Genomic DNA, 26,710 nt, shown 5'->3' with positions numbered 1-26,710 from the left:
GTTCTGCTGCTGATCGGTAACCATCGCTTGCAGCAGGTTCTGCCAATGCCGCGCCATGCGCTCGATGGTGCTGGCTTCAAACAGATCGGTGGCGTAACTCAAGGACGCTAGCAGGTGCGTCTGGGACTCTTCGATGTCCAGCGTCAGGTCGAACTGGGCGACCGCTTCATCCCAACCGACCGGGCTGATCGTCAACTCGCCCAGGCGCCGCAAGTGCTCGCCCGCGAGGCTGATGTGGTGGTTGAACGCCACTTGGAACAGCGGGCTCAGGCTCAGGCTGCGCTCCGGCTGCAGGGCTTGCACCAGCTGTTCGAACGGCAGGTCCTGGTGGGCCTGGGCTTCAAGGGCGCGCTGTTTGACCTGGGCGAGCAGTTCACGAACGCTGGTGTGCCCGTCGATCTCGGCCTTGAGCACCTGGGTGTTGACGAAGAAGCCGATCAGGCGCTCGGTCTCGACCCGGTTGCGGTTGGCGATGGGCACGCCGACACGGATGTCCTGCTGGCCGCTGTAGCGATGCAGCAGCACTTGGTAGGACGCCAGCAACAACATGAACAGCGTCACGCCTTCGCGTTGGGCCAGGGCCTTGAGACTGTCGAGCAGCGCCGCCGGCAACGGTACATTGAGCCGCGCACCGCGATGGGTCGGCACGGCCGGGCGCTGGTGGTCGAACGGCAGCTCGAGCACCGGCTGTTCGCCGCCGAGCCGTTCACGCCAGTAATCCAGCTGGCGGGCCTTCTCTCCCGCTTCCATCCATTGGCGCTGCCAGGCGGCGTAGTCGGCGTACTGGATCGCCAGCGCCGGCAGTTGCAGGGTTTGCCCCTGGCTGTAGGCGGCGTAGAGCTGGACCAATTCGTCGACCAGCACGTGCATCGACCAGCCATCGGAGATGATGTGGTGCTGCACCAGCACCAACACATGTTCATCGGCTGACAGGCGCAGCAGGCTGACGCGCAGCAGCGGGCCCTGGCGCAGGTCGAACGGCTGGGTGATACAGGCTTCGACCAAGGCTTTCAGGCGCGCTTCATCGGCATCGACGACGCGCAGAGCGATGCGCGTTTCGGGGCTGATCACTTGCACCGTGCGCTCGGCGTCCTGCTGCAAGTGAGTGCGCAGGCTATCGTGGCGCGCCGCCAGGGTGTCGAAGGCGCGCTGCAGGGCCACCTGATCCAGCGGGCCCTTGAGGCGCAGGGCGCTGGGCACGTGATAGGCCGCGCTGTGGGGGTCGAGTTGCCAGAGGAACCATTGGCGTTCCTGGGCATAGGACAGGGCCAGCGGCCGCTCGCGTTCAACGCGTTGGATCGGCTTGTCTTCAACCCGCACGTCGGTCAGTGCGCGGACAAAATCCCCCAGCACCGGCTGGTCGAACAGCGCCTTCAAGCCCACATCCAGCCCCAGGCCGTGGCGGATGCGCGAGACAGCCTGGGTCGCGAGCAGAGAATGCCCTCCCAGTTCGAAGAACTGATCGTTCAGGCCAACCCGCGCCACCCCGAGCACCTCGGCCCAGATCATGGCGACCTGTTGCTCCAGCTCCGTGTGCGGCGCGAGGTATTCACGCGCTTGCACCTCAACGTTCGGCAGAGCCTTGCGGTCCAGCTTGCCATTGGGGCTCAACGGCATGCGCTCAAGCGACAACCATTGCGCCGGGACCATATAGTCCGGCAGGTGCTCGGCCAAATGGGCGCCGAGCACTTCACGCCAATCCTCGGCGGCGGCATGCAGCACCACGTAGGCCACCAGAGACTGGCCGTCGACCGCCAGCACGGCGCTCTCGCGCACCGCGGTGTGTTCCAGCAGGCGCGCTTCGATCTCCCCCAACTCGATGCGTTGGCCACGCAGCTTGACTTGATGGTCGATGCGCCCGGCGTATTCGATCACGCCGTCGTCGCGATAGCGCGCCAGGTCGCCGGTGCGGTACAGGCGTTCCCCGCTGACGAAAGGATGGGCGATAAAACGCTCGGCGGTCAGCGCCGGGCGGCGGTGATAACCGCGGGCCAGGCCGACGCCGCCAAGGTACAACTCGCCCAGCACGCCCACCGGCACCGGCTCGAAGTTGTTGTCGAGGATGTAGCAACCGAGGTTGGCAATGGGACGGCCAATCGGCACGGCATCGCGGCCTTCGTCGATGCAGGTCCAGTGGGTCACGTCGATGGCCGCTTCGGTCGGGCCGTACAGGTTGTAGAGCCCGGCCTGCGGCAGCTTGGCGAAGACTTGCTGCTGGGCGTCCACCGGCAGCGCTTCACCGCTGCACACGATGCGGTGCAAGGTGTGACAGGTGGCAACGCTCGGTTCCTGCAAAAATGCCTGCAACATCGACGGCACAAAGTGCAGTGTGGTGATGTGCTCGGCGTTGATCAGGCTGACCAGCCTGGCCGGATCGCGATGATCACCGGGCGCGGCGACCACCAGGCGCGCGCCGGTCATCAGCGGCCAGAAGAATTCCCACACCGACACGTCGAAACTGAATGGGGTCTTTTGCAGCACGCTGTCGCTGACGTCCAGCGCGTAGGCTTGCTGCATCCAGTGCAGGCGGTTGGCAAGTGCCGAGTGGCGGTTGCCGGCACCTTTGGGTTGGCCGGTGGAGCCAGAGGTGTAGATCACGTAGGCGAGGTTGTCGCCGTCCAGCGCGATGCCGGGGTTGGCTTCGCTGTAGCCCTCGAACGTTGAATCGCCCAGCACCACGCGTTGTAAACTCTCGGGAATCGGCAGTTGCGCCACTAGATGCGCCTGGGTCAGCAGCAGTTTCACGCCGCTGTCGTCGAGCATGTAGGCCAGGCGTTCGCGTGGGTATTCCGGGTCCAGCGGCACGTAGGCGCCACCGGCCTTGAGCACGGCGAGCAGGCCGACGACCATTTCAACCGAACGCTCCACCGCGAGGCCGACCAGCACATCCGGGCCGACACCGGCTTCGATCAAGCGGTGCGCCAGGCGGTTGGCGCGGCGGTTCAGTTCGGCGTAGGTCAGGCGCTGCTGCGCAAACACCAGTGCCGGGGCATCCGGTGTGAGGGCCGCTTGATCCTCGATCAGTTGATGCACGCAACGCTGCAACGGGTAGTCGCGGGCGGTGGCGTTCCAGTCGTGGAGCACCTGTTGGCGGACGGTGTCGGTCAGCGCCGGCAGATCCCCCAGGCGTTGCGGCGTGGCCTGGCTCAAGCCGTGCAGCAGGTGCTGGAAAGACTCGGCCAACTGGCGGATTTCGCCAGCGCCGAACAGTTGCCGATCAAAGCTGAATTCGAATTCAAGGACCGCACCCGCGCCCAACAGCACGGTAAGCGGATAATGCGTCTGCTCCAGGTTTTGCACATTGCTGAACCCAAGCCCGGCGGGCGCACCGTGGGCCAACGCCGCGGACACCGGATAGTTTTCCACCACCAACAGGGTGTCGAACAACGCCGCACCACCCGCCCCCGCCCAGCGCTGGATGTCGAACAGGGGCGTGTGTTCATGTTCACGCAGGCTCAGGTTGAGCGCCTGCAGCTGTTGCAACCAGTCGGCGACCCACAGCTGCGGGCTCGGCGTAGCGATGACCGGCAAGGTGTTGATGAACAGGCCGACCTGTTGCTCTACCCCCGGCAAACCGGCCGGGCGCCCGGAAACGGTGGCACCAAAGGCCACGGTGTCCTGGCCGGTGTGGCGTTGCAGCAACAGCAGCCAGGCCGCTTGCACCAGGGTGTTGAGGGTGACTTTGTGCGCTTGGGCGAAGGTTTTCAGTTGCGCGGTCTGCGCCGGGCTCAGGGCCAGATGCTCACTGCCCTTGGCCGCTGCGGGCGCTGTCGAGACGCCACGCGCCAGTTGCGTCGGGGTGTGCAGCGCGGCCAGTTGGTCTTTCCAGAACGCTTCGCTGAGGGCCCCATCCTGCGCCTGCAACCAGCCGATGTAATCGCGGTAGTGCCCATGAAGCGCGGGCAATGGCTGGCCGGCGTAGTGCTGCAAGACTTCGCCGAACAGCTGCGCACGGCTCCAGCCATCCAGCAGGATATGGTGGTTGGTGTAGATCAGATGGAAGCGGCCGGGGCCGGTACGCACCAGTTTCAGGCTGAGCAGCGGCGCCTGTTCCAGCACGAAACCCTCGGCGCGGGTCGCCTCGCTCAGTTCGTCCAGCGCGGCTGGCTGATCGGCGCGCGCCTGCCAGTCGTACTCGATGAACGGCAAGCCCACCTCACGGTACACCGCCTGCAGGGGCTGGGTTTGCGCGTCCTGCCAGACAAAGCCGGTGCGCAGCATGTCATGCCGGGCCAGCACCTGTTGCCACGCCTGCTGGAAGCGCGGCACGTCCAGGCCCACAAGGTCGGCGCGCAGCTGACTGACGTAGATGTCGTCCTGGCCTTGTTGATACAGGCTGTGGAACAGCATGCCCTGCTGCATCGGCGACAATGGGTAGAGGTCTTGCACGCCTCGGGTGGGCAGCGCCAGCTCGTCCAGTTGCGGCTGGGTCAGGCGCGCCAGGGGCACATCGGCCGGGGTCAGGCCGCCGTGTTGCGGGTCGACGCAATGGGCAATCAACGCCAGCAGTTCCTGCCGGTAGTCGTCCGCCAGGCGCTGGATGGTCGAGCGCTGGAACATCTCGCGGCTGAAGCCCCAGTTCAGGCTCAGTTCACCGCCGTAGACCTGGCCTTCCAGGGTCAGCCAGTTGGCCAGCGGCGCTTCGTCGTCCTGGGCCTGGCCGCTGCCTTGCGTGGCCGGGACGAACAGCGCGGACTCGTCGAACTGGCGGTCGAACTGCCCCAGGTAGTTGAAGGTAATTCGCGGTGCCGCAAGGCCTGCCAGGGCTTCGCGCGATTGCACCGTGCCCAGATAGCGCAGCAGGCCATAGCCCAGGCCCTTGTCAGGCACGGCGCGCAGTTGCTCCTTGACCGACTTGATCGCGCTCGACAGCTCGCCTTCGGCCTGCAAGCGCACCGGGAACAGGCTGGTGAACCAGCCGACGGTGCGGGTCAGGTCAACGCCGTCGAACAGGTCTTCGCGGCCATGGCCTTCGAGTTGGATCAACGCGGCGTGCTGGCCGCTCCAACGCCCGACTACCCGCGCCAGTGCGGTCAGCAACAGATCATTGACCTGGGTGCGATAGGCCGCCGGGGCGTCTTGCAGCAGTTGGCGGGTGTGTTCGCTGCTGAGACGGATTTCGAGCTTGTCGCCCAGGCGCTGTTGCAGGCCGCCCTGGGGGTTGTCGCACGGCAGCTCGGCATCGAGCGTTTGCGCCTGCCAATACGCCAGTTGCGCGTCGAGGTGGTGTGCATGGGCCTGCAACCGCTGCGCCCAGGTCTGATAGGCGCTGGTTTTTGCCGGCAAGGCGGCTTGGCGGTAAGCCTGTTGCAGGTCTTCCAGCAGGATGCGCCACGACACCCCATCGATCACCAGGTGATGCACCACCAGCAGCAGGCGCTGAGTGCCATCGGCCAGCGTGACCAGCGCGGCGCGCAACAGCGGGCCATGTTGCAGGTCGAGGCTGCGTTGGGCGTCATTGCACAGGGCGGTGAGTTCAGCCTCGGTGTTCGCGTGACGTTGCCACAACGGCGCATCCGTCACGGGCTCGGCGTGGGCCTGCTGCCAAGCATCGGCCTGCTGGGTGAAGCGCAGGCGCAAGGCGTCGTGATGGTTGATCACCTGGATCAACGCCGCGCCAAGACGCGCAGGCTCCAAGGCCTCGCGCGGGGTCAGCAGCAGCGACTGGTTCCAATGCTGGCGCACCGGGATCGCCTGGGCGAAAAAGGCTTGCTGCACCGGGGTCAGGATCACATCGCCACTGACCGGACCTTGATCAATAAGCGTGGCCTGCTCGAAGCTCGCCACCAGCGCAAGCGTGCGCACACTCTGGTACTGGAACAGGTCGCGCGGGCTGAAGCGCAGCCCCGCCTGCCTGGCGCGGCTGACCACTTGGATGGAGATGATCGAGTCGCCGCCGAGCTCGAAAAAATTGTCGTCCAGGCCGACCTGTTCGACGCCCAGCACATCAACCCAGATCGCCGCCAACGCCATTTGCAGGGAGGTTTGCGGGGCGCTGTAAGCCTGTTGCGGCGCGGTGTCCGGCAGCGGCAGCGCCTTGCGGTCGAGTTTGCCGTTGGCGGTCACCGGCAGTTTAGCCAGGGCCACGAAGTGGGTTGGCACCATGTATTCCGGCAGGCTGCCGAGCAGCCAGGCCTTGAGGTCGACGGGCTCGTCGTGTGCGTGGACGAGATAGGCGACCAATTGTTTGCCGCCCTGCACCAGCACCACCGCCTCGCGCACGGCGGGGTGCTGCATCAGGCGTGTCTCGATTTCACCGAGCTCAATACGCAAGCCACGCAGCTTGACCTGATGATCGAGGCGACCGAGGTATTCGATCACGCCGTCGGCGCGTTGGCGCACGCGGTCGCCAGTGCGGTACAGGCGCTCGCCGTCGGCGAACGGGCTCGGCACAAAGCGTTCGCCGGTCAACGCCGGGCGCCGGTGATAACTGCGCGCCAGGCCGGTGCCGCCCAGGTACAGCTCGCCGGACACGCCCGCCGGCACCGGATTGAGCTGGGCGTCGAGCACGTAGGTGGCGAGGTTGGCGATAGGCCGGCCGATGGGCACGCTGTCGGCGCCTTCATCGATGCAGGTCCAGTGGGTCACATCGATGGCGGCCTCGGTCGGACCGTACAGGTTGTAGAGCGCGGCCTGCGGCAGTTTGGCGAAGACCTGGGTTTGCGCATCCAGCGGCAAGGCTTCGCCACTGCACACGATGCGCTTGAGGCTGGCGCAGGCATGCACGCCCGGCTCGTGGATAAACGCCTGCAGCATCGAGGGCACAAAGTGCAACGTGGTGATGCCATGACGGCCAATGGTCTCGATCAGCCGCGCCGGCTCGCGATGTTCGCCAGGGGCGGCGACCACCAGGCGCGCGCCGGTCATCAGCGGCCAGAAGAATTCCCACACCGAGACGTCAAAGCTGAACGGGGTTTTCTGCAAGACCGCATCGCTGCCATCCAGTGCGTAGGCCTGCTGCATCCAGCACAGGCGGTTGACCAACGCACGATGGCTGTTGCCGGCGCCCTTGGGCTTGCCGGTGGAGCCGGAGGTGTAGATCACGTAGGCGAGGTTGAGCGCCTGGACCTGCACCGCAGGGGATGCCGTGCTGTAGCCATCGAGTGCGCTGGCCGCCTGATCCAGGGCGATCACCTGCAGGCCCTCGGCCGGCAGTTGCGCGAGCAGGCGCTGCTGGCTGAGCAGCAGCGTGATGCCGCTGTCTTCGATCATGTAGGCCAGGCGTTCCCGGGGGTATTCCGGGTCCAGCGGGACGTAGGCGCCACCGGCCTTGAGAATCGCCAGCAGGCCGATGACCATTTCGATGGAGCGCTCAACGCAGATGCCCACCAGCACATCCGGGCCGACACCACGTTCGCGCAACAGGTTGGCCAGTTGATTGGCGCGGGCGTCGAGTTGGGTGTAGGTCAGGCGGTTGTCGCCAAACACCAGCGCCGGTGCGTGCGGCGTGCGCTGCACCTGGTCTTCGATCAGTTGATGAATGCCGCGCTCGGTCGGATAGGCCTCGGCGGTGTGGTTCCAGGCGTGGACCAACACCTGCTGGTCCTGCGTCGCGAGCATCGGCAACTCGCCGATGCGTTGCTGGCCATCGGCAATCATGGCGCGTAACAGGCTGATCCAGTGTTCGGCCATGCGCGCGATGGAGGGCGCGTCGAACAGGTCGTTGGCGTAGGTCAATGCGGCATGCAGGGTGCCGGATTTTTCGTAGGTATCGAGGGTCAGGTCGAACTGGGTGGTGCGGCCTTGCCACTCCACCAATGCCAGCTCCAGGCCCGAGGCGGTGCTGATGCTTGCGATGTCCGCCACCATCGGTTGGTGGTTGTACATCACCTGGAACAGCGGCGTGTGACTGAGGCTGCGCTCGACCTTGAGGGCTTCCACCAGGCGCTCGAAGGGCAGTTCCTGATGATCCTGGGCGCCCAGCGCGTGTTCCTTGATGGCTTGCAGCAACTCGCCGACGCGGGTTTGCCCGCTGAGTTCGGTGCGCAGCACCTGGGTGTTGACGAAGAAACCGATCAGCCCTTCGACTTCGCTGCGGTTGCGGTTGGCGATGGGCACGCCGATGCGGATGTCGCCCTGGCCGGTGTAGCGATGCAGCAGCACGTTGAAGGCGCCCAGCAGCAACATGAACAGCGTGACGTTGTGCTGTTGCGCGCAACCGCGCAGTTGCGCGGCGAGCGTCGGTTCGATCGCAAAGTTATGCCGTGTGCCCTGGTAGCTGGGCATGGCCGGGCGCGGGCGGTCGGTGGGCAGTTCCAGCACCGGATGTTCATCGCCCAGGCGTGCCTGCCAGTACTCAAGCTGACGCGCCTGCTCCCCGGCTTCCAGCCAGCGGCGTTGCCACAGGGCGTAGTCGCTGTACTGGATCGGCAGTGGCGGCAGTTGCGGCGCTTCGTTGCGTTCATGGGCGTCGTAGAAACGGATGAATTCGTCGATCAGCACGTTCATCGACCAGCCGTCGGAGACGATGTGGTGCAAGGTCAGCAACAGCACATGCTCCTGCGCGTCGAGCTTGAGCAGTTGCACGCGCAGCAGCGGACCGTGCTCCAGGTCGAATGGCAGCAGTGATTGACGGGTCGCGGCGGCATTGACGGCCGGCTCGCGCTCGGCAGCGTCCAGGGCGCTCAAGTCGAGCTGCTCAATGACCAGCGAGGTCGGCGTGGCGATTTGCAGCAGTTGCTCATCGGCGCCGCGCTGGAACACCGTGCGCAACGTTTCATGCCGCACCACCAGGCTGGCGAACGCCTGCTCCAGGGCGCCCAGGTTCAGCGCGCCCTTGAGCCGCACCGCGCCTGGCAGGTTGTAGGCGCCGCTGGCCGGGTCCAGCTGCCATAGAAACCACATGCGCTGCTGCGCGTAGGACAGCGCCTGACGATCCCCCGCCTCCACCCCTGCCGGAATCGGAAACCGGGAAAAATCCACGCCTTCTTTCTGCAAGGCTTGCAGGAACAGTTGGCGTTTTTCCAGGGGCAACCCGATAAACCGGCGAGCAAGTTTCAAGGAGTCTTCAGCGTTCATTTCTTGGAGTCCGGAGCAATAGGCGGGAAGCACAAAGGCACGTCGTCCCTATAAAACGAACCGGAGAGGGAAAAATTAGCGCGGGGTAAAAGGCGTGCTACCGAGTGTCATCAACGAACTGCAACACTAGGTTCGGCGCCAGATCATCGAACAATTGAAATCAGAGGACCTGATTCAGTGAACAACCGACTGAAACACAACGGCTACATTGGCTCCATCGAAGATGACCTGACACGCCAGGCATTGAACGAGTTTTTACAACATCACTGCGCACAGCCGCTCCCAACGATTGGCTGATCAGCCCAATCGCCGATACCCAAGCACCGCTGACCCCGCCACCACTGCCCCCGCCACCAACGCCACCCAGAATCCGCTGGTGGCGCCAAAGTGGTCGATCATCCAGCCGGAGCTGGCGGCACCGATGGCCACGCCGATGCTCAGGCCGGTGATCAGCCAGGTCATGCCTTCGGTCAGGCGGCTGGGTGAGACGATGCGCTCCACCAGGGCCATGGACACGATCAGGGTTGGCGCGAAGAACAGGCCGGAAATAAAGATCGTCACCGCCAGCCCCGGGATGTTGGTCACCAGCAACAGCGGCAAGGTGGTCAACGCCGTGGCCACGCCGCAATACAGGAACTGCCGGGGCAGCGGCGCCTTGAGCTTGAGCGTGCCAAAGACCAACCCGGCGAGGCACGAGCCGATGGCGTACACCGACAACACAATGCTCGCCGCCGCCGGCTGGCCCTGGTGCTGGGCGAAGGCCACGCTGACCACGTCCACCACGCCGACGATCACGCCCATGGCCAGCAGCAGGATCATCAGGATCAGCACGGATGGCGACGCGATCAACCAGCCGCTGTGGTGGTCGTGGCGCACATGCACGGGCGGTTCGGTTTCACGCTGCAACACAAAGGTGGTGACGCCCACCGCCAGCAACAGGGCGGCGACCAGCGGCCCGGCCTCCGGGAACAGCACTACGCTCAAGCCCACCGAAATCGGCGGGCCGATGATAAAGCACACCTCATCCAGCACCGATTCCAGGGCAAACGCGGTTTGCAGTTTGGGTTGCCCACGGTACAACTCGGTCCAGCGCGCCCGCACCATGGCGGACATGTTCGGCATGCAACCGGCCAGGGCGGCGAACAGGAACAACGTCCAGCCCGGCGCCTGCAATCGGGTACACAGCAGCACCATCAACAAGCCACCGCCGCCGATCAACGCGGCGATGGGCAGCACCCGGCCCTGGCCATAACGGTCCACCAACCGTGAAACCTGCGGTGCACAAAATGCCGTGGCCAACGCAAACACCGCCGCCACCGAGCCCGCCAGGCCATAGCCGCCATGCACTTGGGCGAGCATGGTGATCAGGCCGATGCCGGTCATCGACACCGGCATGCGCGCAAGCATGCCGGCCAGCACAAAAGCCCGCGCGCCTGGCACCTGGAATAACGCGGCATAGGGGTTTGCCATCTCTTCTTGACCTCTTCTTCTGCGCCTTGGGGTTTGCCATTTGAAGCGATCAAGGCAAAATACATACGATACGTATGTGACGAATCATGCTTAACATACGCACCGTATGTCAATCACTCACTTGCCCATAACGAGCCCCCCATGAGCCGAGCCCGTGCTGAAATGATCGAAGACACCCGCGCCCGGCTGATCGCCAGCGCGCGCCAGGCGTTTGCCACTCAAGGGTACGCCAACACCTCGATGGACGACTTTACCGCCCGCGCCGGTCTGACCCGCGGTGCTTTGTACCATCACTTCGGTGACAAGAAAGGTCTATTGGCTGCCGTGGTGGCGCAACTCGACAGCGAGATGGATGCGCGTTTGCAGCACATCACCGACCAGGCCCTGGACCCCTGGGTGGGCTTCTGTGAGCGCTGCCGGACGTATCTGGGCATGGCCCAGGACAGCGAGATCCAGCGCATCGTGTTGCAGGATGCCCCTGCCGTGCTGGGAGACACCGGCTCCCAGCAACACTGCGTGGCATCGCTGCGCCAACTGCTGGAAGGCTTGATGCAAGCCGGGGTGATCCACCCAGCCCCGAGCCAGGCATTGGCTCAGTTGATCAACGGCAGCCTGGTCAGCACCGCGCTGTGGATTGCCCGGAATGAACACCCGGACGCGCGGCTACAAGAAGGCTTGCTCGGTTTGGAGCTGCTGCTGGGCGGCCTTAAACTCACACCAACCGCGTGATCTGCTTGTGTCGCCATACCAGGCGGTAATACGTGACCTGCAACCCGAGCATCGCCAGGTAAGTCACCGGAAACGCCATCCACACGCCTTCCAGGCCGAAGTGCGCGTTGAACAGATAGGCCATCGGCAGCTCCACGCAGAGCACGCAGAAGATCGAGATCGCCACCGGCATCAGCACCACCCCGCTGGCCCGCATGATGCCGCCGACCACGGCCTGGAAGCCAAACACCAGGATGCTCCACAGCATGATATGCAGCAGGTGCTCGGCATTCACCCGCGCCGCGTCCTCGGTGATGAACAGGCCAAGCAACCAGTGCGACAGCAGGTAACCCAGCACGATCAAGCCACCAGTGAGGCAAGTATTGATCAGCAGCCCGGTGCGCAGGATCGGCCCGATACGCTCCAGCCGCCCCGCGCCAATCGCCTGGGCGCCGAGGATCGATGCAGTGATGGCAATCGACAGCGCCGGAAACTGTACGTAGTTGACGATCTGCGTCACCGCGCCATAGGCCGCGGTGGCCTGGGAGCCATGGCTGTTAACCAGGGCAAGGATGACCAATTCCGACAGCGACAACACCACCATCTGCAAGCCAGTGGGCAAACCGATGCGCAGGACTTTACCGAGGATCACGCGGTCCAGGCGCAGGGCCGCCAGCAGTTCACGGTCGGGGGCCATCACATGATTTTTATGGTGCAGCCGCAGGATCAGAAACAGCATGGCCGAAGCGTTACCCACCAGCCCGGCATACACCGCGCTCTGGATACCCATGGGCGGCAGGCCGATCCAGCCCCGGATCAGCGCCGGGGTCAGCAGCAGCCCGACCAGGGTCGAGACCATCAGCGCCAGCAAAGGTGACACCGTATCGCTGACACCGCGCAGCAGTTGGGTGTAGAGGATGAACACCAGCAGCAGCGGCATGATCAGCATCATCATCTGCGCATAGCCGACCGCATCGTCCAACACGTCAACCGGCGTGCCCAACGCCTGCAACGCCGGACGCGCAAACAAGCTGCCGAGCACCGCCGCGATCACCCCCACCAATGCGCCCAGGGTCAGGGTCGCGCCGGTGATCACCTTGACCAGCCCTGTCTCCTGCGCGCCCCACGCCTGGCCGATCAGCACCGAGGCGCCCGCCCCCAGGCCGATGACCAGGGCGATAAAGAAAAACACGATGGGAAACATCCCCGACACCGCCGCCAGCGCCTGGGTGCCGAGCATCTGCCCGACGTAGATGCCGTTGAGCGTGCCGGAAAAACTTTGCAGGAAGTTGGATAGCACCATCGGCGCCAGGAAGATCAGGTAGATCTGCCATAGCGGGCGTTGCATAGGGTTTTGCATGAAAAACGGAGCCTCGTGACACATGCGCGATGCGAGCTTATACCGCAAATGGATCCAATCCAGTAACGAGGAATGCAGAACGCCGCAGCTTGCCGCCCTTCATCTGCCATGGTCAGGATGAAACGCTCCACCGCTACCAACAGTGCCGCCGCCTGCGCAGCCTCGCTAAAGCTCGACAGCCACGGGAGATTGGCAGTGCCTGGGCAATCTCCAGCCGAACACTCACGATCCATCAACACCAATCACCTGTGGGAGCGGGCTTGCTCGCGAAAACGGTGTATCAGTCAGCGGTTGCACCAGCTGACAGACCGCTTTCGCGAGCAAGCCCGCTACTACGCCCTAAAACGATGATCAGTCCGGGTTCCCGATAACAGCAGCGATGAGCCGGGCCACCGACTCATCGCTGTGCCTCAACCCGCTGACGATCAGCTTTTACCGAGCATGTGGTTGAGGTTGTCGATATCGAAGCGTTGGTCTTCTGCGCCCGGCTTGCCACTCTCCACTTTGATACCGATGTCCAGGTCTCGTAGCAGGCCTGGACGTTTGAGAAGCTCAGCAGCCAATTGGCGGGCTTCCTGACTGAACGTACGATTGGACGGGATAAGCCCTGCCGCTTCCTTCAACTCATTGACGTTGACGTACTTATCGTTGGCGCCAGCGGTGAATTGCCTGAAGTTGTCTTTAACGCCTTGCAGCAGGTCGTGATCACCCATATTGCGATACTTGTCCGACGAGAACTGCAAATTGCCCCTGGAGAAAGCGCCGTCCATTACGCCCATGCTGCTTTGATCAAGCTCCTTGAACAAGCCACCCCGCTCCAGCAGTTCATTGGCCAGATCTACCTCCTTCTGCGTGGCGGGCTGGCCATCCAGGCGATAACCGCTGGCAACGGCACTGAGGGACTTGTCGGTGATCATGCCCGGAGAATTCGGATCTTCAAAGGCACTGAAACGCGCCAGTATCTTGTTGCAGAACTCCTCCTTTGAATCATTGGCATACGGACGATTCCCGGAATCTTGGGCCGGGCCGTTCCACTGGCTGCGATTGGCGTACTGGCCGCCCAAAGCCGGCAGTTGCGGGGAGGCTTGAAGGGCCAAGCGAAAGTTGAATTGACCGTCGGGCCGCTGCTGCAAGCCACTGCAGTGGTACTTGGGCGCTTCACGCAGCATTGGAGCTTCCCGTTGATCAAAATGCATGATCATAGCGTCCGCATCGCCCCGGCTGACTTGATTATTCAGCAGTTGGCTCACTTCAGGACGGCTGAGGAGCTCTCGGGCGAGGGAGGTCATCCGGTTGACGTAGTTATCCCCCATCGGCTGGCGGCCGGCCGCCCACTCAAGGTTTGGACGCGTGACAAAGTCGCTGCCGAACCTGCGGAAGTGATCGAAGTTGTGGGCGAACTCACGGGCCACTGATGAGTTGGGCACGTTCATATAGATGCTGGTAAGCGCAATTCCGGGCTGCTCACTACGCTGGATAAAACCGCCATTGAAAAGCGATTCCTGATGAAGACTTAAATGGTACATGGCACAACCTCAAATAGTGGAATCGATAACTGCCGACCCCCACTCGTTGGCGCGCACAGGATCGACCTCCTCTCTGTGGCAACTGGCTGTCGAATGGTTCCTGCAAGCACCCATGAGCTTGCCGATACCTCTCGGTTAACTTTCCTCGCTCCCCGCACGTTGCTTTCGCCGACAAATAACGACCTATCGCCATGAAACCTGCAAACTCCAGCGTCAGATCGGGGTAATTGGCAGTGCGCGCTTGTGAGCCGTCTTCATGTAAGCACCCTGCAGTATCCCCCTCACCCGCTCGCTCACCGGCTCGCCCATCAGGTACGCATCGATTTCCTCGTAGGTGCACCCGTAGGCGTGCTCATCCAACTTGCCAGGCACCAGCTCTTCAAGGTCAGCCGTGGGCTGTTTGTGCACCAGCCTGGCCGGTGCGCCAAGCGCCGTGGCCAGCAGGCGCACCTGGGTTTTGGTCAAGCCCGACAGTGGCGCCAGGTCGCACGCGCCGTCGCCGAATTTGGTGAAGAACCCCATCAACGCTTCGGCACCGTGGTCGGTGCCGACCACCAGGCCGTTGTGCAGGTTGGCCACGGCGTACTGCGCGATCATCCGTGCGCGCGCCTTGACGTTGCCCTTGATGAAGTCGAGATGGGCGGCGCTGGCTTCAGTGGCACCCAGGCTGGCCATCAGGCCATCGACGCTGGCGGCGATGTTCAGGGTATCGACCTGGTCCGCAGTGATAAACGCCAGTGAGGCCTGGGCATCGGCTTCATCCGCCTGGCTTTTGTAAGGCAGGCGCATGGCAATAAAGCGTGCGTCGTAGTGCTCGGCGCGTAATTGCTCCACCGCCAGTTGGCACAGGCGGCCGGCAGTCAGGGAGTCAACACCACCGCTGATGCCCAGCACCAGGGCTTGGCAGCCGGACTGGCGCAAGGTGGTCTTGATAAAGTCGATGCGTCGTTGGATTTCCCCGGGCTCGCCACCCGCCACCAAGCGCCGATTGATGTTCAGTTCCTGCGCAATACGCTCTTGCATGTCACACCTCCACGCTACCTACGTTGAACACCTGTGCCGCGTACTGCAAAAACGAGGCGTCTTCGCAGACATTCTTGATCGGGTCATCGGAGAACTTCACCACTGGCTCGCCATGCACCCGCACCAGTTTCATCACGATGCTCAGCGGTTCGACGCCTTCTACATCACACGCCAGGCTGGTGCCCATGCCGAAACCGAACCTGGCCTTGCCACGCACGTGGCGCAGGATCGGCAGGCATTTTTCGAAATTCAGACCGTCGGAGAACATCAGGTCCTTGGTCATCGGGTCGATGCCCAGTTGTTTGTAGCGGGCCAATACTTTGTCGGCCCAGGCGATGGGGTCACCGGAGTCCTGGCGCAGGCCGTCGTAGAGCTTGGCGAAGTACAGGTCGAAGTCCTTGAGGAAAAAATCGGTGCTGATGCAGTCGGTCAAGGCAATGCCGAGGCGGCCACGGTACTCACGCACCCAGTTCTCCAACGCCGCATTCTGGCTCTCACGCAGGCGCCCCAGTTGCTGGTGCACCATCAGCCATTGGTGGGCCATGGTGCCAATCAGCGGCAGGTCGAACTCATAGGCCAGGTGCGCGTTGCTGGTGCCAACGAACTGGCCGGGGAAGTCGCGACGCATGATGTCGACCACTTCGCGCTGGGCCTTGAACGACAGGCGCCGGCGGGTGGAGAAATCAGACACGCGCAGGTCGGCCAGTTCGTCGCGGCTGAGGTTTTTCTCCAGCCAGTCAAACTTCTGGTAGAGCTTGCGGGTGACGTCTTCGAGGCTCACGTCGGGGTACTTGTCGCGGTTGCGCAACTCGCTGACCAACGCCAGCACCGGCTGTTCGAACATGATGCAGTGCAGCATCGGGCCGACCACGCGGATGTTCAGTTGGCCATCGACTTCACTGACATGGATATAGCGCAGGTTGAAACGGAACAGGCCGAGGAAACGCTCGTAATCCGGGGTGAGGTATTCGCGAAAACGCGGGTTGAACAGAAACCGCAACTCGCCTTCACGCATCTGCAGGTCAGCGAGTTTTTCCAGTTCGTCGCGCAGTTGCGGGATCAAGTGGCCGAGCTTTTCCTTGGAACGCACGATGAAGTTGTATTCCACATCGACGTTGGGGTGCTGGTGCAACACGGCCTGCATCATGGTGAAGGTGTAGTAGTCGGTATCGAGCAACCCCTGGATCACCGGGGATTCGTAGTCGTAGGCACTTTCCATGGTGGTTCTCCTTAACGCGTGGCCATCGCGGCCAGTTCTTCGCGGGTGCTGCTGATCACGGCACCGGCCTTGAGCAGATCGTTGACCGCCTGCACACCGCCCTCTTCGCTGATGCCTCGGCAGGCGGGCAGGTGCAGGACCACTTCCAGGCCGGCCTTGAGCAGTTGCAACGCGGTGGTCTTGACGCAGTAGTCCAGGGCCAGGCCGCCGACGAGCACGCGGCTCACGCCGTGGGCTTTGAGGTACTCGATGACGCCGGTGGACAGTTTGTCGTGCAGGTCATGAAAGCAGGCGCCGTAGGGGTGCAGGTCGGGTTCGACGCCTTTCCAGATGAAGTAGTCGTAGTCATAGGGGGTGGGCAACTCGTCGAGCAAGGTGAAGCCTTTGGTGCCGGGTACGCAGTGGCTGACCCAGGTCACATCGGCATGGGCCAGGCCGGTGGGTTGCAGCATCTCGCTGTGTTGCGCCACCACCCACGGGGCGTGCGGGGTATGCGCATCCTTGCTGCCGACACGATGGCCGGCGAGGCTGGCCATGAAGTTGAGCTCGGCGCCGATCTGGTCGCCGCCGGCCACTGGCAATTCGTTGGGGCACAGCGGCGTGAAGCTCTTCTGGGCATCGACGTCGAATGAAGCAATGGCGGTTTTCGCGAGGGTCATGGCGGTTCTCCTGTGGCCTGGAAACAAAAGTACACGTCATGTACTTTCATTGCAAGAAACATTTGTTTATCTATGCTGGACTCAGTACATGACATATCTGTTCGATCCGTTAGACTGTGCCCCGCCACTGTTCATAAGGATGTTCCATGTCACTCAGCGCCTACCTGCATACCATCGACCTGTGCGTGTTTTACTACTGCCGCGCCTCCGGTGAATTGAAGCTGCTGCTCAACAGGCGCGAAGCCGAACCGTTCGCGGGGCATTGGGCACTACCGGGTGTGGTGGTGAATGGCGGCGTGCAGGACCTGAGCCTCAACGATGCGCTGGAGCGGTTGCGCGCCAGTGACAAGGTGGGTTTTGAGCTGGCCTGGAGCGAACAGGTGGGCACCGTGGGGGATGCGTTCCGCGACCCGCGTTGCTGGTCGTCGTCCACCTACTACCTGGCGATCGTTGCGCAGGCAGTAGAATTGGGCGCGCATCAGGCCTGGTTTGGCCTGGATGCCGTCGCCGAGGGCCGCCTCAAGCTGCCGTTCGACCACAACCTGATCGTCGCGGCAGTGCAGGAACGGCTGTTGTCGAAGTCGTTGTACAGCAGCCTGCCGTTGATGTTCCTGGGCGACGAGTTCAGCGCACCGGAGGCGACCACGATATTTTCCGTGGTGCTGGCGCGGCCGGTGTTGAAGACCAGTATTCGCCAGCGCCTGATGAAGCTGACGGAGGCAGGGTATTTGCGGGAAACGGGGCGCAAGAAGCAGGGTGAAGGAGGAAGACCGCAGGCGACGATGGAAGTGTTGAAGCCAGGAGAGATCTACTTTTTCGACCGTAGCTTTGCGGACTGACGCGTTCTGCCGAACAACACAGCTCAACTGTGGGAGCGGGCTTGCCCGCCCCCTACACAAGCCCTTCCCACACCCCGGTACGACGCTAATTCATCCAGTTGCCGCCGTCGACGTTGTAGGTCTGGGCCACCACATAGTCAGCGTCCTTTGATGCCAGGAACACCGCCATCCCGGTCAAATCCTGCGCCGTGCCCATCCGCCCAAACGGCACCTCTGCCCCCACCCGCCGCTTCTTCTCCCCCGGCGCCAGACCTTCATGCCGGGCGAACAGCGCATCCACCCCGTCCCAATGCTCGCCGTCCACGACCCCCGGCGCGATGGCATTGACGTTGATGCCCTGCTTGATCAGGTTCAACCCCGCCGACTGCGTGAGGCTGATCACCGCGGCCTTGGTCGCGCAGTACACCGCCACCAACGGCTCGCCACGGCGTCCGGCCTGGCTGGCCATGTTGATGATCTTGCCACCGTGGCCCTGGCGGACCATCTGCCGCGCTGCCGCCTGCAAGGTGAACAACGTGCCGGCGACATTGATCGAGAACAGTCGCTCGTAGCTAGCGCGGCTGATGTCGACAATGGGCGCCAGGTCGAACAACGCGGCGTTGTTGATCAGAATATCCAGCTTGCCAGCCTCGGCCACCACGGCGGCAATCGCGTCGTCGATGGAGGTCTGGTTGGTGACATCCATTTCAACGGCATAGGCGTGTGGACCCAGCTCGGCGGCGGTCGCTTGCGCCTGTTGCAGGTTTATATCAGCGATGGCCACGCGGGCGCCCTCCGCGATATAGGCCTGGGCAAAGGCGCGGCCGATGCCGCGCGCCGAGCCGGTGATCAGCGCGCTTTTACCTTCCAGTCGTTTCATGGCTGCTCCTGTCAAAGTCATTTCGGATAACCCGCACGTTTCATCTCGCGTTCGGTGGTGGACTGGGCCTGAAGCAGCGCCTGGTCCACCGACATGCCGCCGGTCAGCGCCGCCGAGAACAGCTTGCCGACCGAGGTGCCGATGGCCTGGAACTCGGGGATGGTCACGTATTGGATGCCCACGTACGGCACCGGCTTGGCCGACGGGTGCGCGGGGTCGGCATGCTTCATCATTTCCAGGGTCACCTGGGCGAACGGCGCGGCCTTCAAGTAGGCGTCGTTGTAGGTGGACTGGCGGGTGCCTGGCGGGACGTTGGTGATGCCTTCTTTATCGGCGACCAATTGGACGTAGTCCTTGGAGGTGGCCCAGGTGATAAACGCTTTCGCCGCGTCCTTGTGCTTGGAAGTGGCCGGGATCGCCAGGGACCAGGCGTACAGCCACGAGGAGCCCTTGTCGGTGACTTCGGTCGGCGCGGCGGCGAAGCCTGTGCGGTCGGCGACCTTGCTTTGGCTCTTGTCGGTGGTGAAGGAGCCGGCGACGCTGGCGTCGACCCAGATCGCGCATTTGCCGCTGTTGAACAGTGCCAGGGTTTCGTTGAAACCGTTGCTGGACACCCCCGGCGGGCCGTATTGCTTGAGGTTGTTGACGTAGAAATTGGCCGCCGCGGTCCACTCGGGGCTGGTCAGTTCGGGCTTCCACTGCTCATCGAACCAGCGCGCGCCGAAGGCATTGGCCATGGTGCTCAGCAGCGCGATGTTCTCGCCCCAACCGGCCTTGCCGCGCAGGCACAGGCCGTACTGATCCTTGTCCTTGGCAGTGAGCTTGGCGGCGAATTCGCCAAGCTGGGTCCAGGTCGGATGCGCGGGCATGCTCAGGCCAGCCTGCTCGAACAGGTCGGTACGGTAGTAGGTGACGGTGCTTTCGCCGTAGAACGGCAAGGCGTAGAGGGTGTTGTTGACCGACAGGCCCTGGCGCACCGAGGGGAAGATGTCGTCGGCGTCATAGCCGGCCGGCAGCCCGGTCAGCGGTTCCAGCCAGTGTTTGGCGCCCCACAGCGGGGTTTCGTAGGTGCCGATGGTCAGCACATCGAACTGCCCGCCCTGGGTCGCAATATCGGTGGTAAGGCGCTGGCGCAGCACGTTTTCTTCGAGCACTACCCAATTGAGCTTGATGTCCGGGTGCTGCGCTTCGAACACCTTGGACAGACGCTGCATGCGGATCATGTCGCTGTTGTTGACCGTGGCGATGGTCACGGTATCGGCGGCGTGACTGGCCATGGCCGAGGCCAGGCCGGACAGCAGGAACAATGCTTGCGTAAGCTTGAGCATGGCGGTTTCCACCTGTTGTTTTTGTTGTTGAGGGCCGATTACAGCAGCTTGGCCAAGCCCCCACAAACCCATGGCGGACGCGCGAGTGGTACTTTTTTAACCGTCACTCGCGGGTTAAAAAAGTATCAGTCCCGGGCAAAAACAGGGGTAGCGCGGCCACGCTCGAGGCGCGTATTTTGGAGCGATTCCAAGAATCATAAGAAGCCCCGCCATGCCTGCCAGCCGCGCCCAGCTGTTCGAGCACCGCCCCGCCGAACGTGAAGTGATCCTGCCCGAACCGGACCACTGCTTTCGCTGGTTCGAACACGACTACCCCTATGACCTGGCGCGCTGGAACCATCACCCCGAATTTGAAATCCACCTGATCCGCCAGGGCAGCGGCAAGTTGGTTGCGGGCGACTATATCGGTGCATTCAGCGCCGGCCATGTCGCCCTGATCGGCCCCGACCTGCCCCACGACTGGATTGGCGAACTGGCCCCCGGCGAACACCTGCGCGGTCGCGATGTGGTGCTGCAGTTCGACGGCACCGCGCTCCTCGCCCTGCGCAAGACCCTACCGGAACTCGGCGACTTGCAGCCGCTGTTCGAGCACGCCCGACGCGGCCTGCAATTTCACGGCGACACCGCGCTGCGTGCGGCAGCCTTGATGGAAGACATCGGCCGCGCCCAGGGCCTGCAGCGGCTGATCCTGTTCCTGCAACTGCTCGACACCCTCAAGCACGCCCCGGCGCAGCACGTCCAGGCACTGGCCAGCCCGTGCTACGCGCCGACCCTGGATGCACGCAGCGCCGAGCGCATCAACAAGGCCTTCGATTACCTGATGCGCGAACTCACAGGTGACGTGCGCCTGTCGGAGATCGCCGCGCAACTGGAGATGAGCGAGCCGGGCTTCTCGCGCTTCTTCAAGCGCAACACCGGCCACGGTTTTATCGACCTGATACGCAAGTTCCGCGTGCAACGCGCCTGCCGGTTGTTGCTGCAAAGCGAGATGTCGGTGGCGGCAATCTGCTTTGAAGTGGGCTACGCCAATCTGTCCAATTTCAACCGGCACTTTCGCATCGAGATGCAGCAGACGCCGAGCGAATACCGCCGGGAAACCGCGATGCATCTGTTCAATCGCCTCGACACAATGACACCCAGTCAATTCTGACCAAAAGGTCGATTAATCACGCTTTTTCCCTGCTTATTCAAGCCAATAGACAAAGTTGGTACAGCCTGTGCAAACGTTTGCGGGACGAACTTGCCAGCCAAGTTCACCACGACCCGAAGAATTGGGTTCAAACCGCGTACGAATAGGGATTTTCAATGCATTCCACTTCAAGGCACCCCTGCGCCCTTGGTGTTTCCCTGCTACTGGCTGTCGTTACGGGAGTACTCAGCGCACCCATTTTGGCGCAGGAAAACCCTGTCGATGACTCAGCACAGGGCGAAACCCTGAGCCCGGAAGCCAGCCCGACGAAAAAAGGCGCTTACCTGTCAGACTGGTTCAATCAGGACCTGACACTTATCGGCAGCAAAGACATCAGCTTCGGCCCCAAGCCGTCCGACGACATCTACCTGGAATACGAGTACTTCGGCCGCAAGGGGCCGTTCGAGCTGTATGGCTACATCGACGTGCCCAAGATCCTCGGCATCGGTAACAGCAATGACAAAGGCGCGTGGGACCATGGCTCGCCAGTGTTCATGGAGCACGAGCCGCGCATCTCCATCGACTACCTGGCGGGCCGCAGCCTGGCCATCGGGCCGTTCAAGGAATGGTATGTAGCGTTCGACTGGATCTACGACCACGGCAGCAACCAGGCCAACCGCGCCAACACGCTGTACAGCGGCCTGGGCACCGACATCGAGACTCACTCGCGGGTCAACCTGTCGGCGAATTTCTACGGGCGTTATCAGTGGGAAAACTATGGTGCCAGCAATGAATACTCGTGGGACGGCTACCGTGCGCAAATGAAATACATCGTGCCCATCAGCAGCTTCGACAACGGTGCCTCGCTGACCTACATCGGCTTTACCAACTACGATTTCGGCTCGGACCTGCACAAGGACAACCCGGCGCGCACCGCCAATTCCCTGGTGGCAACCAACGTGCTGCTGTACTCGTTCACCCACCTGCGCTTCACCCTGGTCGGTCGCTACTTTCACAACGGCGGCAACTGGGAGGACGGCAGCGAGTTGAATTTTGGCGAAGGCAACTTCCGCGCCCGTTCGGACGGCTGGGGTTACTACGCCGGCGTCGGTTATCAATTCTGATCAAGGAGCTTTGGATGAAACTGTTTACCCGTCTCTCGCTGGCCGTCGGCCTGGCCCTGCTATCCCCTGTGGTGTTGGCGGATGCGCCCATCAAGCCCAAGGTGATGCTGATCACCATGTTCGCCCCCGAGGCGCAGACCTGGATCGATCGCCTGGAACTCAAGCAGGAAGTCCGCGTACCGGGCCTTTCTGCCGAATACCCGGTAATCCGCTGCAACACCCAGGACGTCTGCCTGCTGGTGACCGGCATGGGCCAGACCAATGCCGCCGCGTCGACCCTGGCGCTGGCCTTGTCGCCCAAGTTCGACTTGCGCCAGAGCTACTTCCTGATCGCCGGGATCGCCGGCATCAGCCCCAAGCATGGCACCATCGGCACTGCGGCCTGGGCTCACTATCTGGTGGAGTTCGGCACGCAGTGGGAACTGGACTCGCGGGACGCGCCAAAGGATTGGCCGACCGGTTACATCGGCATCAACACCAAAGGCCCGAACGAAAAGCCGCCGCTGGACTACAAGACCGAAGTGTTTGAGCTCAACCCCAAGTTGCAGGCCAAGGCGTTTGCCCTGTCGCACCAGGTTAAGTTGAGCGAAAGCAAGGAATCCGCTGCCTGGCGCAAACACTACCCGGCCGCCCCGGCCAATCAACCGCCGCAGGTCACGCGCTGCGACACCCTGGCGGGCAATACCTGGTTCTCCGGCACACGCCTGAGTGAACGCGCCGAAGTCTGGACCAAGCTGCTCACCGACAACAAAGGCGAGTACTGCACCACCCAGCAGGAGGACAACTCCACCTATGAAGCACTGCTGCGCGCCAGCCGCGAAGGGTTAGTGGATATTCAACGCTTGGCGGTGGTACGAGCGGGGTCGGACTTCGACCGGCCTTATCCGGGCTACAGCGAAGTGGACAACCTGCTGAAGTACGCGGACCAGGGTGGGTTCGTGCCGGCGCTGGAGAACCTGTATCGCACGGGTAACCCGCTGGTACAGGCGATCCTCAAGAACTGGTCGGCGTGGGAAAACGGCGTTCCCGAGGCCTGATAGGGATCAAGCTGTGGGAGGGGGCTCGCCCCTCCCTCATTTGAATGGCATTAAGGCAAGAAGATGATCTTGTCTGCACTGCCGCTGTTCACTTCCTCATAGCTCACCAAACCATCGGCCAACGCCACTTCCCGCAACCCCGTCGGCAGCGGCAGCGACCCCTCATCAAAAAACCGCCCGAACTGCTCCAGCATCCGCGCGCATTGCTCGCAGTTGTAGAGCAACGAATTGATCCCCACCACCGACCCGCCCTTGCGGTACAAGGCCAGGGCTGGCAGTTGCACATGACCGTCCAGCGGCGCGGCGATGATCGCGATACGACCGAACGGCGCCAGGCCGGCCACGGCCGCCGGCAGCCAGAAGCCAGTGGTGTCGAAGATCACATCGGCACCGCCGGTGAACACGCGGTTGACCTGTGCACCCAAGTCCTCCGGCTGCCCCAGGGCAATCGTGTCTACCCCCTGCCCTTGCAATGCCTCAACCTGCTCCGGGCGCCGTACCGCCGCCAGCACCTGGGCGCCACGGATTTTCGCCAGGGCCAAGGCCGCACCGCCGACGGCGCCATTGGCACCAATCACCAGCAAGCGCGTGCCTTTGCCCACACCGCTGCGCTCCAGGGCATCCCAGGCGGTAGTGTAGGGAACACCAAGGCTGGCGGCTTGGGCGAAGCTCAGATGGCTGGGCTTGCGGGCCACGCCGTTGGCCGCCACCTTCAGGTATTCGGCATGAGAACCGTCGGCAAAAAAACCGAGGTCGCGACCGGTGCCCCAGACTTCCTGGCCAAGCAACGCCTGCGGACCTTCGACGACAACGCCAGCGAAGTCACGTCCGGGAATGCGCGGCAACGTGGTGTAAGGGAAACGCCCAAGCAGGTTTTTCACATCGCTGGGGTTCAAGCCTGCCGCCTTGATCTGCACCAGCACTTCATCGGCGCCCGGCACCGGGGTGGCGACGTCGACGAAGCGCAGGGCGTTGAGGTCGCCGGTAGCGGAAAATTGCAGTGCTTTCATGACCAATATCCATCGCAGGGAAAAGGGAAATCAGGACCACCAACCGCTGACCAGCTGCCGACCCAGGGGCCAGAGCTTTTCGCCGAGCAACATGCCCATCAAACCCACCAGGGCGATGGCCGGCGGCGCGGGCGAGCGGAAGTCCAAGGCGCCGTAGATCACGCCGACAAACAGGCCGATGGCGAGAGAAATGAGGTAGTTCATGGGGTGGCGCCTTGTAGGTTGATGGGCTCAGTCTAGAGCCCGCCCTCCTCACGCATCGGCCAAGTGCTTCAGGATTTCGGCCAATTCCTCAGCCAACGTAGTGCGACGGCGCCACACCGAGTGCGCGGCGGAACATGTCGCTGAAACTGCTTGGCGAGTAACCCAGAGCGCGCGCGATACTGCTCACCGATTGGCCCTGGATCAACTCCGCGACCGCCGTGGCCAGTTGCACCTGGCGACGCCATTCGGCGAAGCCCATGCCCAGGTGGCTTTGGAACAACCGCGACAAGGTACGCACGCTGGCCCCGGCGGCTGCGGCGTGTTGTTCGAAGGAGATGTCCAGGGATGGTGCGACCATCACCGCCTGGCACGCATTGCTTAGACGACGGTCGGCGTCCATCGGCATGGCGATGCGGATTGGCGAGCGCCGCGCCCGTTGCAATTCCAGCAACGCCAGACGCACCACCGCGTCGTAGTAGCCGGCATCACCACTGTCGCCCTCGTCCACCAAGGTCACGATCAGTTCGCGCAGCAGCCCGCCGACCTCGATCACCTGCACCTGGCTGTCCAGCGTCGCTGCCAATGCGGGGCGCAGGTAGATATTGCGCATCTGCAAGTCCGACACCACGCGAATCCCATGCTCCACCCCCGGCGGCAACCAGACAGCACGCTGGGGCGGCACCACCAGGGCTTCGCGCGGGGTTTCGACCCACATCACGCCGCTCATGGCGTAGAGCAATTGACCCCAGTCATGGCTATGGGGCTCCACATACAACCCACGCGGATAGGTGCGTGCCAGGGGCTGCACGGGAACGGCATGATCACTGAGGTCGGGGGGTGCGGCCAGGGCCATGGGGAGCACATCAGTCAGGAGTGAGTGCTCATGGTAATCAGCGACGCTCGACAATCCGAGCTATTTTCCGATGTGGGAACGGGTTTGTGTGGGTGTGGGAGATTCTATGGTTGCGGCGCAACCTCTCTACCAGCAGTGCCGCCGCCTTCGCAGCCTCGCTAAAGCTCGACAGCTCCCACAGGGGATTGGCAGTGCCTGGGCGATCTCTAGCCGAACACTCACTATCCATCAACACCAATCACCTGTGGGAGCGGGCTTGCCCGCGAAAGCGGTGGTTCAGCCAACACCTCTACCAGCAATGCCACCGCCTTCTCAGCCTCGCTAAAGCTCAACAGTTGCTCCCACATTTCTTTGACCACATCAGTCGGCCTGGCGAGTATTGCTGCGATACATGAACACCAATGCCAGTGCCAGACAGGCCATCGCCACAATTCGGCTCCCCGATAACTCAATCGCCGGGTTGCCCAGCCAGCCGAAGTTGTCGATCAACATGCCCATGCCCAATTGACCGACGATCACGGCCACCGTCGCCACGGCGGTGCCGACCACAGGCACCGCGCCGACCATCACCAACATGTACACCACGCCGAACAAGGCGCCGGTCAGTTGCCATTTCGGCACGTCCAGCAAGCTGACGGCCTGGGCGGGCTCGAAGAAGAAAATCAGCAGCGCCGTACTGAGCGCACCGACGGCAAAGGTCAGCAAGCTGCTGCGCAACACGCCGACCGTCTGGCCCAGGCGCCCGTTGATCGCGGCCTGCACACTCAATACCGCACCGGCGGCAATGACCAATACCAACAATAGAATCAGATTCATCGCCTTACCCTCGTGCAATCAGAACAAGTGCCACCACAATCAACGCCAGGGCTATCCAGCGCTCGCCGTTGACCCGCTTGCGCGCGGTGCCGAACCAACCGAAATGGTCGATCAGCACGCTCTTGCCGACCTGCCCGGACAAAATCGCGACCATGGTCATCGCGATGCCGATATGCGGCGTAGCCAGGGTCAACACCACCACGTACATCGGCCCGAGGAACCCGCCGATCAATTGCCAGCGCGGCAGGTCGGCCAGCGCCGGGCCCTTTTGCGGGCCGCTGAACAACAAGAGCACGTACAAGATCGCCGAACCAACGCCAAAGATGCTCAACGTCGCCCACAAATGCCCGACTTGCTGGCCCAGCGGCCCGAGCAAGCCTGCCTCCACCGACAGGCCCATGCCCGCCAGGATCACCAACGGCAGCAACAACAGCCGCAGAAGGTTATGTTTCGGACGGGCCGACGCCACACCCTCGATAGAACTTGCCTGCATACATCACCTGCGCTTCAAGAAAGGAACCATGGCGC

Annotated in this window: 19 protein-coding genes; 5 read left to right on the top strand and 14 right to left on the bottom strand. The window is 62.8% G+C overall.

Features of this window, described 5'->3' with window-relative positions:
* Positions 1–9,018: non-ribosomal peptide synthetase (locus LIY36_RS23995; protein ID WP_226457417.1), on the bottom strand; the 9,018-nt coding region annotated here is incomplete at its 3' end.
* Between the two features lie 297 nt (positions 9,019–9,315).
* A complete protein-coding gene (locus LIY36_RS23990) occupies positions 9,316–10,488 on the bottom strand; it encodes an MFS transporter (protein WP_226457416.1) in 1,173 nt (390 codons plus the stop codon).
* Between the two features lie 141 nt (positions 10,489–10,629).
* Here LIY36_RS23990 and LIY36_RS23985 point away from each other — a divergent pair, with 141 nt between their 5' ends.
* On the top strand, positions 10,630–11,217 hold the full coding sequence (locus LIY36_RS23985) for a TetR/AcrR family transcriptional regulator (RefSeq protein WP_192301076.1): 588 nt from the start codon (positions 10,630–10,632) through the stop codon (positions 11,215–11,217).
* Here LIY36_RS23985 and LIY36_RS23980 read toward each other — a convergent pair.
* From LIY36_RS23980 to LIY36_RS23960, 5 genes are all read right to left on the bottom strand, one after another.
* Complete coding sequence (locus LIY36_RS23980; RefSeq protein WP_226457415.1) at positions 11,201–12,556, bottom strand: MATE family efflux transporter; 1,356 nt, start codon at positions 12,554–12,556, stop codon at positions 11,201–11,203. The genes LIY36_RS23985 and LIY36_RS23980 overlap by 17 nt on opposite strands.
* A 425-nt stretch (positions 12,557–12,981) precedes the next feature.
* Positions 12,982–14,082, bottom strand: a complete 1,101-nt coding sequence (locus tag LIY36_RS23975; protein ID WP_226457414.1) for a hypothetical protein — start codon at positions 14,080–14,082, stop codon at positions 12,982–12,984.
* Positions 14,083–14,295: 213 nt separating this feature from the next.
* Entirely contained in the window at positions 14,296–15,105 is an 810-nt protein-coding gene (gene nadE, locus LIY36_RS23970; protein WP_226457413.1) for an ammonia-dependent NAD(+) synthetase, read from the bottom strand.
* Position 15,106: 1 nt separating this feature from the next.
* Positions 15,107–16,324 (bottom strand): nicotinate phosphoribosyltransferase, encoded by a 1,218-nt coding sequence (pncB, locus tag LIY36_RS23965; RefSeq protein ID WP_226457412.1) that lies wholly within the window; start codon positions 16,322–16,324, stop codon positions 15,107–15,109.
* Between the two features lie 11 nt (positions 16,325–16,335).
* Positions 16,336–16,983 carry a nicotinamidase gene (locus LIY36_RS23960; protein WP_226457411.1) on the bottom strand — a complete coding sequence of 216 codons (648 nt, stop codon included), beginning with the start codon at positions 16,981–16,983 and terminating at the stop codon, positions 16,336–16,338.
* A gap of 146 nt (positions 16,984–17,129) precedes the next feature.
* On the opposite strand from LIY36_RS23960, the gene LIY36_RS23955 reads away from it, so the two are divergent.
* Positions 17,130–17,822 (top strand): NUDIX hydrolase, encoded by a 693-nt coding sequence (locus tag LIY36_RS23955; protein WP_226457410.1) that lies wholly within the window; start codon positions 17,130–17,132, stop codon positions 17,820–17,822.
* An 85-nt stretch (positions 17,823–17,907) separates the two neighbouring features.
* Here the strand turns inward: LIY36_RS23955 and LIY36_RS23950 are convergent, their stop codons facing one another.
* Positions 17,908–18,681 (bottom strand): L-iditol 2-dehydrogenase, encoded by a 774-nt coding sequence (locus LIY36_RS23950; protein WP_226457409.1) that lies wholly within the window; start codon positions 18,679–18,681, stop codon positions 17,908–17,910.
* A gap of 17 nt (positions 18,682–18,698) precedes the next feature.
* Positions 18,699–19,958, bottom strand: a complete 1,260-nt coding sequence (locus tag LIY36_RS23945; protein ID WP_226457419.1) for an ABC transporter substrate-binding protein — start codon at positions 19,956–19,958, stop codon at positions 18,699–18,701.
* Positions 19,959–20,220: 262 nt separating this feature from the next.
* Between LIY36_RS23945 and LIY36_RS23940 the strand changes: the two genes are divergently transcribed.
* The 3 genes from LIY36_RS23940 (at position 20,221) to LIY36_RS23930 (ending at position 23,299) form a co-directional block, all read left to right on the top strand.
* The gene (locus LIY36_RS23940; RefSeq protein ID WP_226457408.1) at positions 20,221–21,159 is read left to right on the top strand and encodes an AraC family transcriptional regulator; all 939 of its coding nucleotides are present in this window, start codon (positions 20,221–20,223) and stop codon (positions 21,157–21,159) included.
* Between the two features lie 155 nt (positions 21,160–21,314).
* Positions 21,315–22,262 carry a nucleoside-specific channel-forming protein Tsx gene (locus LIY36_RS23935; protein ID WP_226457407.1) on the top strand — a complete coding sequence of 316 codons (948 nt, stop codon included), beginning with the start codon at positions 21,315–21,317 and terminating at the stop codon, positions 22,260–22,262.
* A gap of 14 nt (positions 22,263–22,276) precedes the next feature.
* Positions 22,277–23,299 (top strand): purine-nucleoside phosphorylase, encoded by a 1,023-nt coding sequence (locus LIY36_RS23930; protein WP_226457406.1) that lies wholly within the window; start codon positions 22,277–22,279, stop codon positions 23,297–23,299.
* Positions 23,300–23,349: 50 nt separating this feature from the next.
* Here LIY36_RS23930 and LIY36_RS23925 read toward each other — a convergent pair whose 3' ends face one another.
* The 5 genes from LIY36_RS23925 to LIY36_RS23905 form a co-directional block, all read right to left on the bottom strand.
* Positions 23,350–24,309, bottom strand: coding sequence for a quinone oxidoreductase family protein (locus LIY36_RS23925; RefSeq protein WP_226457405.1), 960 nt, complete (start codon positions 24,307–24,309; stop codon positions 23,350–23,352).
* Between the two features lie 30 nt (positions 24,310–24,339).
* Positions 24,340–24,513, bottom strand: a complete 174-nt coding sequence (locus LIY36_RS23920; RefSeq protein WP_192301089.1) for a DUF1427 family protein — start codon at positions 24,511–24,513, stop codon at positions 24,340–24,342.
* 88 nt (positions 24,514–24,601) lie between these two features.
* A complete protein-coding gene (locus LIY36_RS23915; RefSeq protein ID WP_442962228.1) occupies positions 24,602–25,366 on the bottom strand; it encodes an AraC family transcriptional regulator in 765 nt (254 codons plus the stop codon).
* 360 nt (positions 25,367–25,726) lie between these two features.
* Complete coding sequence (locus tag LIY36_RS23910) at positions 25,727–26,182, bottom strand: DMT family transporter (protein ID WP_226457404.1); 456 nt, start codon at positions 26,180–26,182, stop codon at positions 25,727–25,729.
* A gap of 4 nt (positions 26,183–26,186) precedes the next feature.
* Complete coding sequence (locus LIY36_RS23905) at positions 26,187–26,675, bottom strand: DMT family transporter (RefSeq protein ID WP_192301092.1); 489 nt, start codon at positions 26,673–26,675, stop codon at positions 26,187–26,189.
* Positions 26,676–26,710 lie beyond the last annotated feature (35 nt).

It is taken from the genome of Pseudomonas sp. AF03-9, from assembly GCF_020515815.1.
In the GTDB taxonomy this organism is placed as follows: Bacteria; Pseudomonadota; Gammaproteobacteria; order Pseudomonadales; family Pseudomonadaceae; genus Aquipseudomonas.
This window is presented reverse-complemented; position numbering and strand designations above follow the sequence as displayed.

Bases quoted from the DNA above. Each gene is read 5' to 3' on its own strand.
- LIY36_RS23975 (WP_226457414.1), bottom strand. From the start codon at position 14,082: ATGTACCATTTAAGTCTTCATCAGGAATCGCTTTTCAATGGCGGTTTT.
- LIY36_RS23940 (WP_226457408.1), top strand. From the start codon at position 20,221: ATGCCTGCCAGCCGCGCCCAGCTGTTCGAGCACCGCCCCGCCGAACGT.
- LIY36_RS23930 (WP_226457406.1), top strand. From the start codon at position 22,277: ATGAAACTGTTTACCCGTCTCTCGCTGGCCGTCGGCCTGGCCCTGCTA.
- LIY36_RS23915 (WP_442962228.1), bottom strand. From the start codon at position 25,366: ATGGCCCTGGCCGCACCCCCCGACCTCAGTGATCATGCCGTTCCCGTG.
- nadE (WP_226457413.1), bottom strand. From the start codon at position 15,105: ATGCAAGAGCGTATTGCGCAGGAACTGAACATCAATCGGCGCTTGGTG.
- LIY36_RS23925 (WP_226457405.1), bottom strand. From the start codon at position 24,309: ATGAAAGCACTGCAATTTTCCGCTACCGGCGACCTCAACGCCCTGCGC.
- LIY36_RS23950 (WP_226457409.1), bottom strand. From the start codon at position 18,681: ATGAAACGACTGGAAGGTAAAAGCGCGCTGATCACCGGCTCGGCGCGC.
- LIY36_RS23945 (WP_226457419.1), bottom strand. From the start codon at position 19,958: ATGGCCAGTCACGCCGCCGATACCGTGACCATCGCCACGGTCAACAAC.
- LIY36_RS23990 (WP_226457416.1), bottom strand. From the start codon at position 10,488: ATGGCAAACCCCTATGCCGCGTTATTCCAGGTGCCAGGCGCGCGGGCT.
- pncB (WP_226457412.1), bottom strand. From the start codon at position 16,324: ATGGAAAGTGCCTACGACTACGAATCCCCGGTGATCCAGGGGTTGCTC.
- LIY36_RS23920 (WP_192301089.1), bottom strand. From the start codon at position 24,513: ATGAACTACCTCATTTCTCTCGCCATCGGCCTGTTTGTCGGCGTGATC.
- LIY36_RS23985 (WP_192301076.1), top strand. From the start codon at position 10,630: ATGAGCCGAGCCCGTGCTGAAATGATCGAAGACACCCGCGCCCGGCTG.
- LIY36_RS23905 (WP_192301092.1), bottom strand. From the start codon at position 26,675: ATGCAGGCAAGTTCTATCGAGGGTGTGGCGTCGGCCCGTCCGAAACAT.
- LIY36_RS23960 (WP_226457411.1), bottom strand. From the start codon at position 16,983: ATGACCCTCGCGAAAACCGCCATTGCTTCATTCGACGTCGATGCCCAG.
- LIY36_RS23955 (WP_226457410.1), top strand. From the start codon at position 17,130: ATGTCACTCAGCGCCTACCTGCATACCATCGACCTGTGCGTGTTTTAC.
- LIY36_RS23910 (WP_226457404.1), bottom strand. From the start codon at position 26,182: ATGAATCTGATTCTATTGTTGGTATTGGTCATTGCCGCCGGTGCGGTA.
- LIY36_RS23980 (WP_226457415.1), bottom strand. From the start codon at position 12,556: ATGCAAAACCCTATGCAACGCCCGCTATGGCAGATCTACCTGATCTTC.
- LIY36_RS23935 (WP_226457407.1), top strand. From the start codon at position 21,315: ATGCATTCCACTTCAAGGCACCCCTGCGCCCTTGGTGTTTCCCTGCTA.